The sequence below is a fragment of the Burkholderia cenocepacia genome (assembly GCF_900446215.1).
Taxonomy (GTDB): domain Bacteria; phylum Pseudomonadota; class Gammaproteobacteria; order Burkholderiales; family Burkholderiaceae; genus Burkholderia; species Burkholderia cenocepacia.
Genome location: NZ_UAQZ01000001.1, coordinates 1,334,566 through 1,351,335, shown reverse-complemented (window position 1 = coordinate 1,351,335; position 16,770 = coordinate 1,334,566). Strand labels below are relative to the sequence as shown.

The following is a 16,770-nucleotide window of genomic DNA, read 5'->3' as shown; positions in this document are numbered from 1 at the left end:
CTCATGACACCCTCGATCGCATCGGCGGCCGCGCGCCGCCGCGGTGCGCTCGCGCTCGTCCTGGCGGCCTGCATGGCGCTGTCCGGATGCGCGTTCGCGCCCGGCATGAAGATGAACACGTCGTATCTCGGCTGGCTCGCCGACACGCCGGATGACGGCGCGCCCGCGCCCGCCTCAGCCGACTCGCGCGCGGCCGAAGCACGCGCGGCGGCCGCGTCGACCATGGCCGGCACGCCGGTTCGCGCACAGTCCACGGGCGTCGATTCCGCCGCCACGCCGCCGATCGTCGACATCGAGCCGTCGCTGATCGCGCGCCAGCGCGCGGCTCGCGATGCGGCCGCAGCGTCGTTCGACACGCCGGCCGCATCGCGTGCTCCGTCGGCCTATCGGATCGGCCCGGGCGACGTGCTGCAGATCACCGTGTGGGATCACCCGGAACTCGCGGCAGCGCAAGGCGGCGCACAGCAGACGCCGCCGCGTACGGCCGATCCGGTCGCCGGCTTCGTCGTCGACGATCTCGGCAACCTGACGTTCCCGTATGCCGGCGCGCTGAAGGTCGCCGGCCTGACCGCCGCTGAAGCACAGGCACGCCTGAAGCAGGCGCTCGGCAAGATCTATCGCGACCCTCAGGTCACGTTGCGAGTGGCGTCGTTCCGATCGCAGCAGGTGTACGTCGACGGCGAAGTCCACACGCCGGGCGCGCTGCCCGTCAACGACGTGCCGATGACGCTCGCCGACGCGATCGCGCGCGCCGGCGGCTTCACGCCCGGCGCCGATCAGAGCGACGTGACGATCGTGCGCGACGGCACGCCCGTGCGCATCGACCTGGCGCGCCTGATCGAGCGCCACCGCGATCCGTCGCGCATCGTGCTGCGCAGCGGCGACCTGCTGCGCGTCGGCGCGCGAGACAGCAACGGCGTGTACGTGATGGGCGAAGTCAACCGCCCGACGCTCGCGCTGCCGAAGCGCGACGGCCGCCTGACGCTGAGCGACGCGCTGCTGCAGGCCGGCAGCATCAATTCCAATACCGCCGATGCCGCGCAGATGTTCGTGATCCGCGGCGCGCAGGGCCGCACGCCGACGGTGTTCCATCTTGACGCGCGCTCGCCCGTCGCGATGGTGCTCGCGAACCAGTTCGAGTTGGAGCCGAAGGACATCGTCTACGTCGACGGCAACGGGCTCGTCCGCATCAGCCGCGTGCTGAGCCTGTTGCTGCCCAGCGTGAACACGGGCGTCGCGGCCGGAATCGCCACGAAATGATGCCGACCCCGCCCCCGTTCCTGCTCGCCGTCTGCGAAGGCAACGTGTGCCGCAGCCCGCTCGCGGCCGCGCTGCTCGCGGCGAAGCTCCCGCACGCGCGAACCGGCTCGGCCGGCCTCGCGCCGCCGAACGGCCGGCCGGCCGACCCGCTGGCCCGCGACATGGCCGCCGCGCGCGGGCTGAACCTCGACGCGCATGCGGCCCGGCCGGTGACGGCCGCGCTATGCGCGCAGGCCGACCTGATCTTCGTGATGGACGGCGGGCAGCGCCGCGCGCTCGAAGCGCGCCACCCGTTCCTGCGCGGCCGTGTGTTCCGTCTCGGCGAATACGCGCGCATCGCCGACGGCGCGCCGCTCGGCCTCGACATCCCCGACCCCTACCGCGGCACGCGCGACGACTTCGTGCGCTGCGCGGCGCTGATCGATCTCGCGGTCGGCAGCTGGCTGCCGCGGCTCGCCGCGCGCTGGCCGCACATCACCGCCTCTTTCTCAGGATTCCAGTCATGACGAGTTCCGCTTCCCCCGAACACGAGATCGACCTGATCCGCGTGCTCGATGTCCTGCGCCAGGCACGCTGGACCATCGCGTCGATCACGGCGGCCTGCGTCGCCGCCGGCGCGCTGTATGCGTTCGTCGCGCCGCCGACCTACCAGGCCGACCTGATGATCCAGACCGACGATGCGACCGACGCCGCGTCGAAGAACCTGCTCGGCGACGCCGCATCGTTCTTCAACGTCGCCTCGCCCGCGTCGGCCGAGGCGCAGATCCTGTCGTCGCGGCTCGTCGTCACGCGCGCAGTGGAAGACCTGCGCGCCTATATCGTCGCGACACCCGCCCGCGTGCCGGTGATCGGCGCGTTCGTCGCGCGCTTCAACGACGGCGCGGTGAAGCCCGGCCTGTTCGGTTTCGGCGGCTATGCGTGGGGACAGGAGCGGATCGACGTCGTGCGCTTCGACGTACCGACGCGCGCGGAAGGCGACACCTTCCAGGTCGTGCGGCTCGACAATACGCGTTACCGGCTCACCGGCGCGGACATGAAGGCCGATGCGATCGGCACGATCGGCCGCACGGAAACCTTCGACACGCGCTACGGCCCGCTGCACATCGACATCATCGGCTTCGATGCGCTGCCCGGCACGCGCTTCCAGCTGGTGCGTCAATCGCGCGCGGAAACGATCGACACGCTGCGCACCGCGCTCGACGTCCAGGAGAAGGTGAAGCAATCGGGCGTGCTCGTCGCGTCGCTGCGCGGCGACGATCCCGTCGACATCAGCGCGACGCTCAACGCGATCGCCAACCGTTACATCGAACAGAATATCGCGCGCCGCACGGCCGAGGCCGCGCAATCGCTCGCGTTCCTGAACGCGCAGCTGCCGATCGTGAAAGGCCAGCTCGAGCGCGCGGAAACGCGTTACGCGCGCCTGCGCAGCCGCACCGGCTCGGTCGATCTCGAGGAAGAAGGCAAGGTCGTCCTGCAACAAGGCGCCGACCTGCAGACGCGCCTGCTCGAATTGCAGCAAAAGCACGACGAACTGTCGCGCCGCTTCCTGCCGACACACCCCGACATGGCCGCACTCGACGCGCAACTCGCGACGTTGAAGCGCCAGCAGGGCGCGCTCGACGCGCGCATCGCTCGGCTGCCGGCGCAACAAAGCGAGGAAGTGCGTGCCCGCCTCGACGTGAAGGTGAACGCGGACCTGTACACCGCGCTGCTGAACAACACCCAGCAACTAGAACTCGTGCAAGCCGGCAGGACGGCGAGCGTGCGCGTGGTCGATGCGGCCGTCGCGCCGGCCGACCCGGTGCGCCCGAACCGGCCGGTCGTGATCGCCGCCGCCGCGCTGGCCGGCCTCGCGCTCGGGCTAATCGCCGCGTTCGCACGCGAATTCCTGTACGGCGGCCTGACCGCCGTCGACGAGATCGAGCGCCACACGTCGCTGCCGGTGCGCGCGGTGCTGCCTGCCGCCGCCCGCCAGCGCAAGCTGATGCGCGCGGTCGAACGACACGACGCGGGCCTGCATGTGCTCGCCTACGACGATCCGTATGAACCGGCAATCGAAGGGCTGCGCAGCCTGCAGACCGCGCTGCACTTCGCGCTCGCCGATCGTGCGCATCCGCTGGTGCTGGTCACGGGCCCCGCGCCCGGCACCGGCAAGTCGTTCGTGTCGGTCAACCTCGCGGCGGTGCATGCGGCGAGCGGCCGGCGCGTGCTGCTGATCGACGGCGATCTGCGCAAGGGCTATCTGCATCAGTACTTCGGACTCGAACGCGGCGCAGGCTTCGCGGCGCTGCTCGCCGGCCATGCGCATGCCGACAATGCGATCCGCCGCAACGTCGCGCCGAATCTCGACTTCCTGCCGACCGGCGAACTGCCGAGCGCGCCGACCGCGCTGCTGCAGCAGGCCGGTCTCGGCGCGCTGCTCGCGTCGCTGCGCGCGCGCTACGACCTCGTCATCGTCGATTCCGCCCCGCTGCTCGCCGCCACCGACTCGACCTGGCTCGGCGCCCATGCCGACGCGACGCTGCTCGTCGCACGCGCGGGCTCGACGCGGGCCGGCGAACTCGTCGAAGCCGCGAAACGCCTGCCGCAGCGGCCCGACGCACAGCCCGGCGTCGTGCTGAACGGCCTCGATCCGCGCACGGGCGCATCGGCCTTCGGCTCGAAATACGGCGGCTATCGCTACGAAGCCTACCGCTACACGTGCAACACGCGGCGCTGTACGCATCTCGCCCGCCTGCGCGCGGCACTTCAACGTCTGCTGCGGAGGTCCGCATGAGCGACATCGCATTCGCGCCTTCACTCGACGAGCGCGCGTCCCTTCAACCCGACACGAACCCACCGGCGCCCTCGGCGACCGCTGCGCCGCCGCTGCGCATCGCGCTCGTCGTCGAAGCCGCTGGCGGCGGCGTCGCCGTCCACCTGACCGACCTGATCGCCGGCCTGCACGCACGCGGGCACGCGGAAATCCACCTGATCGCACCGCTCGGCGAGCGCTTCGACGACGCGATGCTGGCCGGCGCGGCTGCACAGTGCACGACCTTTCACCGGCTGCCGCTGCGGCGCTCGGTCGGCGCACACGACCTGCGCGGCGCAATCGCGCTGCGCCGGCTGTTGCGCCGGATCCGGCCCGACATCGTGCACAGCCACAGCTCGAAGGCCGGCGCGCTCGCGCGCCTGTGCCGTGGGCCATGGAAGCAGGTCTACACCCCGCATGCGGTCTATACGCTGAACCCAACGCTGTCGCCCGCGAAACGCGCGTTCTACGGCGGCGTCGAGCGCGTGCTCGGCAATGCGTGCTCGGACGCGGTGATCGCCGTGTCACAGGACGAAGCCGATCACCTGCATACGCTCGGCATCGCGCGCGACCGCATCCGGCTCGTCGAGAACGGCGTCACGCCGCCGATGCTGCTCGCGCGCCAGGCGGCACGCATCGCGCTCGGGCTGGCCGATCACCCGTTCGTCGTCGGGTTCGTCGGGCGGTTCGATCACCAGAAGGGTGTCGACCGCCTCGTGCGGATCGCGCGCGTACTGGACGAATGCTTCGGCAACCGCGTGCAGGTCGTCGCGATCGGCTCCGGCGATTTCGATCAGGCCGCGGGCGACGAAGCGCACGACCTGCCGGCAAACCTGCGCATCGCGGGCCGCGTCGACTCGGCGCGCCGCTACTTCTCCGCGTTCGACCTGCTCGCGCTGCCGAGCCGCTACGAAGGGTTTCCGTACGTGTGCCTCGAAGCCGTCGCCGCACAGGTGCCCATCGTGGCCACACAGGTGTCGGGCGCGACCGAACTGATTGCCGGACATCGCGTCGGGCTGACGGTATCGAACAGCGACGATCCGGCCGCGTTCGCGTCGATGGTCGGCCGGCTCGTCGAGCATCCGGCCTCGCACCGGCTGATGCGCGAACAGTGCGCACGCGCCTACCCCCATTTCTCGGCGGACGCGATGGTCGATCGCACGCTCGCCGTCTATCGCGACCTGCTCCGGGAGAACGCATGATGAGCCGCCCCGTTCACGTCGCGCTGCTGCACGCGTACAGCGCGCGCAACTCCGGCGACGGGCTGCTCGTCGAACTGTCGGTCGCGCTGCTGCGCGGTGCGTTCGGCACCGACACGCGCGTGTCCGTCGTCGCGGCCGATCCCGCGTCGTTCCCGGATCAGCCGGACGTGCGGCCCGCGCCCGTGCTCGCCGCCGGCGGCGCCGGGCGGCTGATCGGCGCCGCGATGGCCGCGCTGCCCGTCGGCGCCAATCCGGCGCTGGCTGACCTGCGCGGCCTGCTGAAGCAGGCCGACCTGATCGTCGGCGTCGGCGGCGGCTACCTGCGCGCACGCAACAGCGTCGAGGCGCTCAAGCTCGAAGCCGGGCACCTCGTGCAGATGCGTGCGGCACGCGCGGCGCGCAAGCCGGCCGTCTACCTGCCGCAGAGCATAGGCCCGGCGGCCGGCAATACGATGCTCGCCGGCCATCTGACGTCGCTGCTCGCGGGTTTCCACACCGTGTTCGTGCGCGACGATCGTTCGATGGCGCTGCTTGCCGCCAATCCGAACACCCGGCGTGCGCCCGATCTCGCGGTGCTCGAATTCGGCCGCCGTGCGGCCGGCCTGCGGAAGCACGCGCATGTGCCGCCGGCACACCCCGGCCACATCGCGCTGGTGCTGCGCCGTCCGCCCGCGTGGAGCGCCGCGCAATGCGCGCGCTATCACGCGCAGACGGAAGCGTTGGTCGAACGGCTCGGCGCGTTCTGCCGCATCACGTTCGCCGTGCAAAGCACCGGGCGCGGCAACGACGACGCCGCGTACTACCGCGAACGCGGCTTCGACGACACGCGCACGCTGAAGGACGTGCTCGCCGGCGACACGCCCGATGCGGTCGTCTCCGTGCGCCTGCACGGCGCGCTCGAGTCGATCCTGCACGGCGTGCCGGCCTATCACCTGAGCTACGAGCGCAAGGGGTTCGGCGCGTACGCTGATCTCGGCGTCGGCCACTGGGTCGCGAACGCCGCCGATTTCGATGCGAATGCGGTATGCGACACGCTGTTCGCCCCCGACGCGCTGCGCCGCTTCTGGACGCAGACCGACACCGGCATCGCGCGGCTCGGCCGCGAGCGCGACCGGATCGTCGCCGCGCTGCGGGCCGCGCTCCACCACGGAGCGGCACGATGAAGGCCGCCTCGTCGCGCCTCGCGCTACGGGTCGGCGCGCTCGGCCTGAAATTCGTGCTGACGATCGTCGTCGCGCGCACGCTCGGCTTCGATGCGGTAGCCGTCTATGGGGTCGCGCTCGCGGTGTCGGTCGTCGCGTCGAAGGTCCTCGGGCTCGGCTTCAGCACCGAGATCAACCGCCGGCTCGCCGGCCCCGATCCGCGCGATGCGATCCGGACCTGCATGCGGCTGTCCGTGCTGTATGCGGGCGTCTATGTCGCGCTGTGCGGCGCGGCCGCGCTGCCGGTCGGCGCATTCATCGGGCTGCCGCGGGCGGGCGCGCTGGCCGACGTGCCGCTCGTCCTGGTGATGCTCGTCGCGTGCGCCGAACATGCAGCGCTCGAGGTCAACACATGGCTGTTCTCGCTGCATCGGGTCCGCGCGGCGTCGTGGGTGCTGTTCGCGCGGACCGGCGCGTGGGCCGGCGTCGCGCTCGCCGCGCTCGCGGCGCGCGCGATCGTGTCGATCGACGGCGTGTTCGCGATCTGGCTTGCCGGCGACGCGCTCGTCGTCGCGCTCGGCTGGCTGCTGATAGCGGGCACGGCGCGCCGGCTACCGGCGATGCCCGCGCTGTCCGCCACGCGCTTGCCGCTCGCGACGGTTTGGCGCAGCGGCGCGCCGTTCTTCGTCGCGTTGCTGCTGCTGTCTGTGCTGCAGTATCTCGAACGTTTCGTCGCGTCCGCGATGCTCGACGCGGGCGAGCTCGGCCGCTACGTGTTCGTCTGGTCGATCGCGAACGCGATCCAGACGATCGCGTCGGCCACCGTCGCGGCGGTCGCCGCGCCGCGGCTCGTGCGGGCACTCGACTGTCCGCGCCGCGCACCGCAGGCGTTTCGCGGCGAACTGGCGCACGCGCTGCGCGGGTCGGTGATCCTGACCGGTGCGGCCGCGCTCGCGATCGTCACGGTCCATCCGTGGCTGTTCCGGCTCGCGCATGAAGGCAACGACCTGCCGTCGACTGTCATCCTCGCGATCCTGCTGCTGTCGTTCGTGCTGCGCGCCGCGTGCGACGTACTGTGGGCCGCCGCCGTCGCGTTGCGGGCAGGCCGCGTGGTCGCCGGCGTGATGGCCGTGCTGACGCTCGCGTGCGTCCCGATGACGATCGCGCTCGTGCATGACCAGCACGCGATCGGCGCGGCCATCGCGCATCTCGTCGCGAGTATCGCGGTGGCCGCGTGGCTCGTGTGGATCGTGTCGTCGCGCGCCCCGACGGCGCGCCGCGCCATCCGGCCGGGAGCGGCCGATGCTGCGTAAGCTGATCGCGAGCGGTCCGCTGCTGAGCCGCGGCTTGCGCGATGCCATCGCCGCGTGCCTCGCGCTGCTGTACGTCGGCGTCTATGCGAACGCACGCGTGCTGCTGCCGGAATTCATCTTCCGCGACGCGGACAAGATCCAGACGCAGATCGGCGGCGGCTCGACCTACGACGGCTCGTCGTTCGATGCGGTCGGCAAGCTGTACCAGGCGCTCGGCGGCGCCGGCACGGCCGTGTTCGTCGTCGCGCTGGGCATCGCCACGATCTGGATCGCGTTGCGCGCGACACGGCGGCTCGGCGCACTGGTCGCGCATCTCGCGTTGATTGCGCCGTGCCTGTTCTTCAACCTGTTCGTCGCGAGCAAGGACACGCTCGTCGTTGCGATGTCGATCGCCGTCCTCGCCGTTGCACGCGTACGCGGGCCGGCCGGCGCGATGCCGATCGCCGTCATGCTGTATCTCGGCTATGCGGCGACGATCCGCAGTTACTTCGCGTTGATCGTCGCGATCGCGCTCGCGGCATGGGTATGGCGCCGGGTATCGACGCTGCCGAGGCTGGCCGGCGCGCTGCTGGTCGTGGCCGTGCTCGTCGCGCTGCCGAATGCCGCCTACTCGCTGCTTCAACAGCCGCGCGACCTCGCGGTCGACTATCTCATGTATGCATCGCCGTTCGGTGCGCGCACGAGTTTCTACAACCCGTTCCCGCCCGATTCATTCGTCCATTTCGCAGGCAACTATTCGTATTCGTTCGTGCGGCTCAACCTGCCGGTGCTGTTCTCGTTCGATCCGAAGGGATTCGCGATGCAGGCGCTGGTCGCGCTGTTCCTCGGCGCCGCGTGGCGACGCGTGCCGTCGCAGCGCAGCGGCGAACGCACGACCGGCCTGCGCCGCAATGGTGAACTGCTCGCGTGCCTGCTGCTCGGCCATGTCGCGGTATCGATGCTGTTCGAGCCGGATCTGGGCAGCTACCTGCGCCACCTGTCCAGCGTCGCACCGTTCGCCGTCGCGCTGTGGGCGATCCGCACGCGCGATCCGAATTGACAGCCGGCTACGGCTTCGACGTCGTCGCGCGCAGCGACGTGCTGGCGGCATCGAGCGCGAGCTTCGGAGACCGGTCTGCACGCACGAGCCCATAGCTGCGTTGCACCGCATCGTTCGCTTTCGGCGTATCGATCCATTCATAGATCGACAGCAACGGCGTACCGAGTGTCGCGCGCGCGTCGAGCAGCGTACGCACACGGCGCGCCTGCCGCGCATCGCCGTCGACGCCCGCCGACGCCGCGCCGTCTTCGGTCACGAGCGCCGACAGACCGTAGCGTGCGCGGATATCGCGCGCGGCATCGCGGATCTGCATCGGCGTCATGCCATACGCGTGGTACGACACCGCGTCGAGACACGCGGGTGAGGCGGCGTACACGTCGGCCAGCAGTCGGTCGGGCACGCTGCCGGGCAGCGGCGGCCGTGCGAATCCGAAGCCAACGACCGGAACGTCCGGCCGGCGCGCGGCCAACCCGCCGCACAACCCTTCGGCAAACGGCGGGAAGGTGTGCGCGACGTCGCCGGTCGGCCAATAGCGATCCAGGTCCGGTTCGTTCCAGAGTTCAAGCGCCACCAGCGCGTGACTGTATTGCGCGGCGAGCCGCGTCACCGTGCCGGCGAGGCGGGCACCGGTAGCCGCGAGCGATTCGCGGTCCACCTGCGCTTCTTCGCGCTGCCAGTCCACTCGCCGGAACCGCGTGAGCGTGCGCACGGTCAGCAACACCGGCAGGCGAGCCGAACGCGCCGCCGCGAATGCGTCGTCGATCTGACGGCGGTAGTCCGCACGATCGAGGCGATCGGTCCATACGCCGAAGCGGACGAAGTCGAAGCCGGTCTGCCGGATCTGCCGCGCATCGTCGGGGGTAAAGGACTGGATCTTCACCTGGACGCCCACACGCGGCTGGCCGCCGAAAGCGGTCGGCCAGCGAGCGTGGTCGGCGGCATGGGCGGCCGGCAGTACGGCGAAACTCAGTACGACGGCGACGAACAGCGTGGGAATCCGGAGCATGGGCAAGAGAACGGTCGGAAATGCCGGCGGCATGTGGCGAGCGCCGGAACGAGCCCGCACACGCACGGCCGGCCGGCGGAAACGGCGCGTCGTGGCCGATCGTGCATTGTTGCAGAGCCCCGCGCCTGCCACCATCGGACCGGTCCGAGCGCGTTCACTCCCTTACCGGCGCCCCACCCCAGCCGCAAGCCACTGCGCCGCTACGCCTTCTTCTTCCCCTTCAGCACGAAGGCCGCCGCCGTACACCCGATCATCGCGATTCCCGCGATCAGGAACGTATCGCTGTACGCCATCAGCAGCGCCTCGCGCATCACCCGCTGGTTCACGAGCCCGAGCGCCAGCTCGTGCACGCCGGAGATCGACCCGCCGGGCAGCACGTCCGCGCGCGGCGCATGCACGCGCGCGAGCAGCCGCGCGAGCATCGCCATGCGCTCCTGGAACGCTTCGGAGAACGGCGTGACCGCCTCGCCGATGCGCATCGCATGCAGCTTCTGCCGCTCGACGACGATCTGGCTCATCACCGCGATGCCAATCGCGCCGCCGACGTTGCGAACCATGTTGAACACGCCCGACGCGGAGCCGAGCTGCGCCTTCTCGATCCCGTCGACGGCCATCACGGCCAGCGCGATCACGACGAACGACTGCCCGACCCCGCGCACGATCAGCGACGGGACGATCACGTTCGACGCGGCATCGGCGTCGAGGTGGATGTTCATCAGGCAGCCGGCCGCGACCAGCACGAAGCCGAGCACGATCGTCGTGCGCGGGCTGGTGCGGCGCATCAGCGGCGGCGTCAGGAACGACATCGCGAACTGCACGAGCCCGTACGGAATCATCGCGAGGCCGATGTCGCGCGCGCTGTAGCCGTGCAGCTCGGCAAAGTAGTTCGGCACGAGGAACACCACGCCGAACACCACCGCACCGAACAGGAACTGCATCAGGCTCGCGATCCCGAAGTTGTACCGGCCGAGCAGGCGCAAGTTGATGAACGGCTCCTTGCGCCGCAGCTCGATCGCGACGAACGCGGCCAGCCCGAGCGCCGCGACGATCGACAGCTCGACGATCAGGTCCGACGCGAACCAGTCCTTGCGCCCGCCCTCCTCCAGCACGATCTGCAGCGCGCTCAAGCCAACCGCCATCGTCGCGATGCCGAACCAGTCGGCCCGCCTGAGCATCCCGAGCTGCACCGGCACGGGCCGGATCGCCCAGCCGATCGCCGCGACCAGCGCGATCGCCGGCGGAATCTGCAGATAGAAGATCCAGCGCCACGAATACATATCGGTCAGCCACCCACCGACCGACGGCCCGGCCGCCTGCGCGACGTTGTTCGCGATCGCGAACAGCGCCATCCCGAGCGGATGTTTCGACGGCGGCAATTCGGTGACGATCAGTTGGAACGACAGCGGAATCAGCACGCCGCCAAACGCGCCCTGCAGCGCCCGCGCGATGATCATCGTCGAGATGCTCGGCGCGACCGAGCACGCGAGCGAAAACGCGAGAAAGCCGGTCGCGCCGACCAGCAGCACGCGTCGCGCGGAAAACACCTGCACGAGCCAGCCGGTGAGCGGAATCACGACGATCTCGGCAACCAGATACGCGGTGGTGATCCACGAGCCTTCCTCGAAGCTCGCGCCGAGCGAGCCGCGGATGTCGGGCAGCGACGCATTGGTCACGTGCACGTTCATGCCGGCCATGAAGCAGCCGAACACGCCGCCGAGCACGGCGACCCACGCGCGCAGCGAAACGGTGTCTTCGTGCGCAGCCTGCGCGGTCGTCGTGCTCACGTGCCGGCCTCCTGCGTGCCGCGCGTGTCGACGCGCGCGATCACCGACATCCCAGGCCGCAGCACGACGCCGGCCGGCGGCGCATCGACGCGGATCTTCACCGGGATGCGCTGCACGATCTTCGTGAAGTTGCCGGTCGCGTTGTCAGGCGGCAGCAGCGCGAACTGCGCGCCGGAACCCGGCGCGAGGCCGATCACGCGGCCGTGCAGCGTGTGGCCCGAATAGGTGTCGACGTCGATCTCGACGGGTTGGCCGTCGTGCATCGCGCCCAACTGCGTTTCCTTGAAGTTCGCGACCACGTACACGTCGCTCAGCGGCACCACCGCGAGTAGCGGCATCCCGACTTCGACGTACTGGCCCGCCCGCACCGCGCGCTGGCCGATGCTGCCGTCGCGCGTCGCGCGGATCACCGTGTGGTCAAGATCGAGCTGCGCAAGCGCGAGCTTCGCCTGGGCCGCCGCAAGCCGGGCGCGCGCCTGCGCGATCGCGGCCGTACTCTGTTCGCGGCGGCGCTGCAGCACGGTCTGCTGGTCGGTCTGCACGCGCACGGCGGCGCCGGCGCGGGCCAGCTCGGCGCGCGCCTTCAGCGCGTCCGCGTGGGCCTGCTCCCAGCGCTGTCCGCTCGCGGCGGATTCGGCCAGCAGTTGCTTGTAGCGCGTCGCATCGGCGTCGCGCCGCGCGGCTTCGGCGCGCGCGGCGGCCGCGTCGGCGTCAGCCTGCGCGATCTGGCTGCGCTGCTGGCCGATCTGCGCGTCGAGCGTCGAAGCCGCCGCCTGCTCAGCTTGCAGCGTCGCCTCGGCCGCTGCCACGGCGGCCTGCGCATCGTCGACTTTCGCGCGATAGTCGCGATCGTCGAGCCGTACGAGCACGTCGCCGCGCTTCACCGGCTGGTTGTCGTCGACCGCGACCTGCGCGACGTAACCCGATACACGCGAGCTCACGGTCACGACGTCGGCGCGCACGTATGCGTCGTCGGTGCCTTCGATGAAACGGCCGACGGTCCACCAGTGCCAGCCGAACACGGCAAGCGCGATGACGGCGAGCACGACGCCCGCGGCGATCAGTTGGCGCCGGGAGAACCGGGCGGATTTGGCTTTTTCGGGTACGGCAGTCGTGCTCATGATCGGAATGATGTGTAGGCGTGCAAGAGAACGGACAGGGACGCGGCGAACGCGGCCGGCTACGGTTGCCAGCCGCCTCCGAGCGCCTTGAACACGGCGACCTGGTCGAGCGAGACCTGCTGCGTCGACTCGGCCAGCGCCGAATCGACCGCGACGAGGCTGCGCTGCGCGTCGAGCACGCCGAGGAAATCGAGTGCGCCGGCTTCGTAGTTCAGCTCGGCAAGGTGATAGGCGCGCGCATGCTCGGCGCGCGCGGTTTCGAGCGCGGCGCGGCGACGCCACGCGGCGCCGTAGCGGGCCAGCGCCTGCTCGGTTTCCTTCAGCGCGCGCAGCACCTGCGCATCGAATTGCGCGCGGGCGAGCGTGTCGTCGGCGCGGGCCTGCGCGAGCCGCGCGCGGCTCGCCGCCATGTTCGGAAAGCGCCACGTGATCAGCGGGCCGACGCCCCAGGCGATCGCGTACTTGTCGCCGAGCGTCGACGGATCGCCGCCGGTCGACAGCCAGTTCACCGAACCGCCGAGCGAGATCGACGGATACAGCTCGGCCGTCGCCACGCCGATCCGCGCATTCGCGGCGGCCAGCTGGCGCTCGCTCTCGCGCAGGTCGGGGCGGCGTCGCAGCAGCGACGCGCCGTCGCCGACCGGGAACGGCCGCGCGAGCACCGGCGCGGTGCGGCAATGCGCGGCGGCGTCGGGCAGCGCACCGGGCGCGCGCCCGGTCAGCGCCGCGAGTTCGTACAGCGCGGCGCGCCGCGAGCCGACGAGCGCGGGCAGATCGGCGCGCGTGTCGTCGGCGAACGCGCGCGAGCGCGCCACTTCGAGGTCGGACACGAGCCCGTGCGCGCGCTGTTTCGCCGTCAGCGCGGCCAGCCGGTCGGCGATGCCGACCGACTGCTCGGCCACGTCGATCCGCTCGCCGTACGCGCACACCTGCGCATAGGCGGCCGTCGTCTCGGCGGCCACCACGACGCGCATCGCATCGGACGCGGCCTGCACCGCGTCGGCGTCGGCCCGCGCGGCGTCGACCAGATGACGCACGCGGCCCCACAGATCGACTTCCCACGACAACGAGAACGACGGCGCGAAACCCCAGCGCGTACGCGCTTCGGTGCCCTTGGCCGCCGCGACGATCTGGTCGGGCGCGTGCTTGCCGTAATCGACGCCGAACCCGGCCGTCGTATCGGGCAGCCGCGCGGCGCCGGCCTCGTCGAACACGGCGCGCGCACGCTCGACCCGCGCGACGGCCGCCGCGAGATCGCGGTTCTGCGCGAGCGCATCGCGCACGAGGCCGTCGAGCACTGGATCGTCGTACAGGCGCCACCAGCGTTGCGGCGGTTCGCCGGCGGCCGCGGCCGGCACGTCGGCCACCGCGTCGAACGGCCCGGTGCGCGTCGCGTCGGACACCGGCGGCCGATACGGCTCGCCGACCGAACACGCGGCCAGCGCGGCCGACGCCAGCAGCACGGCCGCACAGGTGGCGCGCCGCACGTGCGGCAAGCGTGTCTCGACGGCGGGAGAAACGGGCGGAGCGGACGGAATGGACGGAACGCGCATCGGGTGGCAAGGAGGTCGAACAAACGATGGGCTTATGGTAATTTCGACCTGAGCGGTCGATCTCGCGCGTAAAGCGCATTCGTCGTCGAGAAAAGGACAATTCAGATCAATTGGAAAATTTCTTCATCGCACTCGAGCGCCAGGCGCGCGACAAGCAGATCGCCGTCGTCGCCTCCGACTCGCCGGCGGGCATGGCGTACCCGCCGCATTCGCACCGCCAGGGCCAGCTGATCCACGCGATTTCCGGCGTGATGATCGTGCACGCGGACGCGGGCAGCTGGGTTGTGCCGACGGGCCGCGCGGTGTGGGTGCCGGGCGGCACGCAGCACGAGATCCGCTCGGCCGGCGACGTGCAGATGCGCACCGTGTTCGTCGGCCCGGAAGTGCGGCCGAGCCTGCCGACCGAATGCCGCGTGATCGAGGTCGGCACGCTGCTGCGCGAACTGATCGTGACGGCCTGCGACCTGCCCGCCGACTACGACCTGTCGCACCGCCCGGGCCGCGTGCTCGCGCTGATCCTTGACGAGATCGAGATCGCGCCGTCGCTGTCGCTGCACGTGCCGATGCCGCGCCATCCCGCGCTCGTCGCGCTGTGCACGCGGCTCATCAACGACCCGTCGTCGGCCGTCACGCTGCAGGCGTGGGCGCGCGACGCGCACATGAACGAGCGCACGCTCGCCCGTGCGTTCAAGCGCGAAACGGGCATGACGCACGGCGCATGGTGCCGCCACGCGCGGCTGCTGCTGAGCCTGCCGCGCCTCGCCGCCGGCACGCCGATCCTCGAACTCGCGCTCGAACACGGCTACGACAGCCCCAGCGCGTTCGCTGCGATGTTCCGCAAGGCGCTCGGCGTCGCGCCGAGCGAATACTTCCGGCGGCGCTGATCCGCGTCGATTGTCCGTTTTGCGACGATCGATCGCTGATGCGCGCGCGCGGCGTGCCACGGCCGTCGCTACAGTAGCGGCATTGCCATACGGCCAGCCGAAGGTTTCGTTATCCCGATGGATCTGATTCAAAGCATGCAGGCGTTCGTCACGCTCGCGGACGCGGGCACCTTCACCGAGACCGGCAAACGGCTCGGCATCACGACCGCGCACGTCAGCCGGCTGGTCGCGTCGCTCGAGCATCGTCTCGGCATCCGGTTGCTGAACCGCACGACGCGTTCGATGTGCCTGACCGAAGCGGGCGAGCGCTATCTGGCGCGCGCCCGCGACATCACGCTCGCCGTCGATGCGAGCGAGCGCGAGGCGCGCGACGCGCGCGTGCATCCGCACGGCCGACTGCGCGCGCATTGCAGCGCCAGCATCGCGAACCATTTCGTGATTCCGCTGATCGGGCAATTCCAGGCGCGTTACCCGGACGTCAGCGTCGACCTGACGCTCGCGCCGCACCTGCCGAAACTGGTGCGCGACAGCTACGACGTCGCGGTGATCGCGATGCCGAGCCTGCCGAGTTCCGAGCAGGTCGCGATCGACGTCGGCCGGATCCGCAGCGTGCTGTGCGCGTCGCCCGCGTATCTCGATGCGCACGGCATGCCCGATTCGCCGGGCGCGCTGGTTCACCATCGCTGCGTGCAACTGGTCGCGCCCGCGTATCACGAGCGCATCTGGACGCTGTGGAACGGTGCGGAAGCGCAGACCGTGGACGTCGATCCGTCGATGACGGCCGACGTCGCCGCGTCGCTCGCGATCGCCGTGCGCGAAGGCGCGGGGATCGGCTTGCTGCCGGACTTCGTCGCCGCGGCGGACCTGCGTTCGGGCGCGCTGGTGCGCGTGCTGTCCGACTACCAGGCAGAAGAAATCGGCGTGTTTCTGGTGTACGCGTCGCGCCAGCATCTCGATGCGAAAACGCGTGCATGGGTCGACTTCATGAAGGCCGCGCTGCGCGACGCGTTCGCCCAGGTGCACGACGACGCATGCGCATCACCGGCCGGAAGAAAAAGCCACGCGCCGGGCAAGGCCGGCGCGTGGGCCGGCGCCGCCGCATAGCGGCACGGCGCCGGCGGGCGATGCACGGTTACTGCGGCTTGAACAGCGCGCGCAGGTTCGTCATCGCCATGTCGAGGAAGCCGGTGACGAACGCGTCGAATTCCGGCTGGCGTGCGGCGCCGCCGTGCGACGGTTCGCCGGCGATGTCCCACGTCACCGTGCAGGCGTGGTCGCCGCGCGGTTCGACGCGCATCAGCGCCCACAGATTGCCGATGTCGAACGACGTATGGATCAGGCTCCACGTCATCACCATCGCTTCGTCGTCGTGGCTGTTGAGCTGTTCGACGACGACGTTGCCGTCCGCGAAATGCTTGATGCGCAACGAGCGCACGCCTTCGCCGATCATGTCGGTATGGTCGAGCCCCGTGATGAAGCGCGAGAAGCCGGCGAAGTCGCCGACCACGCGCCACGCGTCGCGCGCCGGCACGTCGAGATCGGCCGAGCCGGACAGGATCGGCGTTTGCGGCGCGTAGACGAGCGTGGACGGACGGGGTTGCGTTGCAGTACGTTGCAGCATGATGCCTCCTTGATGAATGATGCGATGACAGCGATTGATCAAACGGGGTAC

At 70.5% G+C, this 16,770-nt stretch carries 14 protein-coding genes; 9 read left to right on the top strand and 5 right to left on the bottom strand.

The annotated features are described in order from the left end of the window. The first annotated feature begins 3 nt into the window (after positions 1-3). The 7 genes from DTA15_RS06250 to DTA15_RS06220 are packed head-to-tail and all read left to right on the top strand — an operon-like array spanning position 4 to position 8,750. Positions 4-1,260, top strand: coding sequence for a polysaccharide biosynthesis/export family protein (locus DTA15_RS06250; protein WP_034178443.1), 1,257 nt, complete (start codon positions 4-6; stop codon positions 1,258-1,260). Next, the gene (locus tag DTA15_RS06245) at positions 1,260-1,766 is read left to right on the top strand and encodes a low molecular weight protein-tyrosine-phosphatase (RefSeq protein WP_012493030.1); all 507 of its coding nucleotides are present in this window, start codon (positions 1,260-1,262) and stop codon (positions 1,764-1,766) included. The genes DTA15_RS06250 and DTA15_RS06245 overlap by 1 nt, the downstream gene beginning before the upstream one ends. Continuing rightward, the gene (locus DTA15_RS06240; protein ID WP_006483308.1) at positions 1,763-4,036 is read left to right on the top strand and encodes a polysaccharide biosynthesis tyrosine autokinase; all 2,274 of its coding nucleotides are present in this window, start codon (positions 1,763-1,765) and stop codon (positions 4,034-4,036) included. The genes DTA15_RS06245 and DTA15_RS06240 overlap by 4 nt, the downstream gene beginning before the upstream one ends. Continuing rightward, entirely contained in the window at positions 4,033-5,256 is a 1,224-nt protein-coding gene (locus DTA15_RS06235; RefSeq protein ID WP_006483305.1) for a glycosyltransferase family 4 protein, read from the top strand. Before DTA15_RS06240 ends, DTA15_RS06235 begins: the two co-directional genes overlap by 4 nt. Beyond that, complete coding sequence (locus DTA15_RS06230) at positions 5,256-6,419, top strand: polysaccharide pyruvyl transferase family protein (RefSeq protein ID WP_012493029.1); 1,164 nt, start codon at positions 5,256-5,258, stop codon at positions 6,417-6,419. Before DTA15_RS06235 ends, DTA15_RS06230 begins: the two co-directional genes overlap by 1 nt. Continuing rightward, entirely contained in the window at positions 6,416-7,711 is a 1,296-nt protein-coding gene (locus DTA15_RS06225; RefSeq protein WP_006484855.1) for a lipopolysaccharide biosynthesis protein, read from the top strand. The genes DTA15_RS06230 and DTA15_RS06225 overlap by 4 nt, the downstream gene beginning before the upstream one ends. After that, positions 7,701-8,750 (top strand): hypothetical protein, encoded by a 1,050-nt coding sequence (locus DTA15_RS06220; protein ID WP_006484860.1) that lies wholly within the window; start codon positions 7,701-7,703, stop codon positions 8,748-8,750. Before DTA15_RS06225 ends, DTA15_RS06220 begins: the two co-directional genes overlap by 11 nt. Before the next feature lie 7 nt (positions 8,751-8,757). Here the strand turns inward: DTA15_RS06220 and DTA15_RS06215 are convergent, their stop codons facing one another. The 4 genes from DTA15_RS06215 to DTA15_RS06200 form a co-directional block, all read right to left on the bottom strand. Continuing rightward, the gene (locus DTA15_RS06215; RefSeq protein ID WP_006484857.1) at positions 8,758-9,756 is read right to left on the bottom strand and encodes a glycoside hydrolase family 5 protein; all 999 of its coding nucleotides are present in this window, start codon (positions 9,754-9,756) and stop codon (positions 8,758-8,760) included. Between the two features lie 200 nt (positions 9,757-9,956). Next, a complete protein-coding gene (locus DTA15_RS06210; RefSeq protein WP_006484861.1) occupies positions 9,957-11,540 on the bottom strand; it encodes a DHA2 family efflux MFS transporter permease subunit in 1,584 nt (527 codons plus the stop codon). Next, complete coding sequence (locus tag DTA15_RS06205) at positions 11,537-12,661, bottom strand: HlyD family secretion protein (protein ID WP_006484858.1); 1,125 nt, start codon at positions 12,659-12,661, stop codon at positions 11,537-11,539. Before DTA15_RS06205 ends, DTA15_RS06210 begins: the two co-directional genes overlap by 4 nt. A gap of 59 nt (positions 12,662-12,720) precedes the next feature. Then, a complete protein-coding gene (locus DTA15_RS06200) occupies positions 12,721-14,148 on the bottom strand; it encodes an efflux transporter outer membrane subunit (RefSeq protein ID WP_227743195.1) in 1,428 nt (475 codons plus the stop codon). A 176-nt stretch (positions 14,149-14,324) separates the two neighbouring features. Here DTA15_RS06200 and DTA15_RS06195 point away from each other — a divergent pair, with 176 nt between their 5' ends. Then, positions 14,325-15,098, top strand: a complete 774-nt coding sequence (locus DTA15_RS06195; protein ID WP_006491041.1) for an AraC family transcriptional regulator — start codon at positions 14,325-14,327, stop codon at positions 15,096-15,098. 117 nt (positions 15,099-15,215) lie between these two features. Next, on the top strand, positions 15,216-16,202 hold the full coding sequence (locus DTA15_RS06190) for a LysR family transcriptional regulator (RefSeq protein ID WP_006491038.1): 987 nt from the start codon (positions 15,216-15,218) through the stop codon (positions 16,200-16,202). Positions 16,203-16,230: 28 nt separating this feature from the next. Here DTA15_RS06190 and DTA15_RS06185 read toward each other — a convergent pair whose 3' ends face one another. Continuing rightward, a complete protein-coding gene (locus DTA15_RS06185) occupies positions 16,231-16,719 on the bottom strand; it encodes an SRPBCC family protein (protein WP_006491040.1) in 489 nt (162 codons plus the stop codon). Between the last annotated feature and the right edge of the window lie 51 nt (positions 16,720-16,770).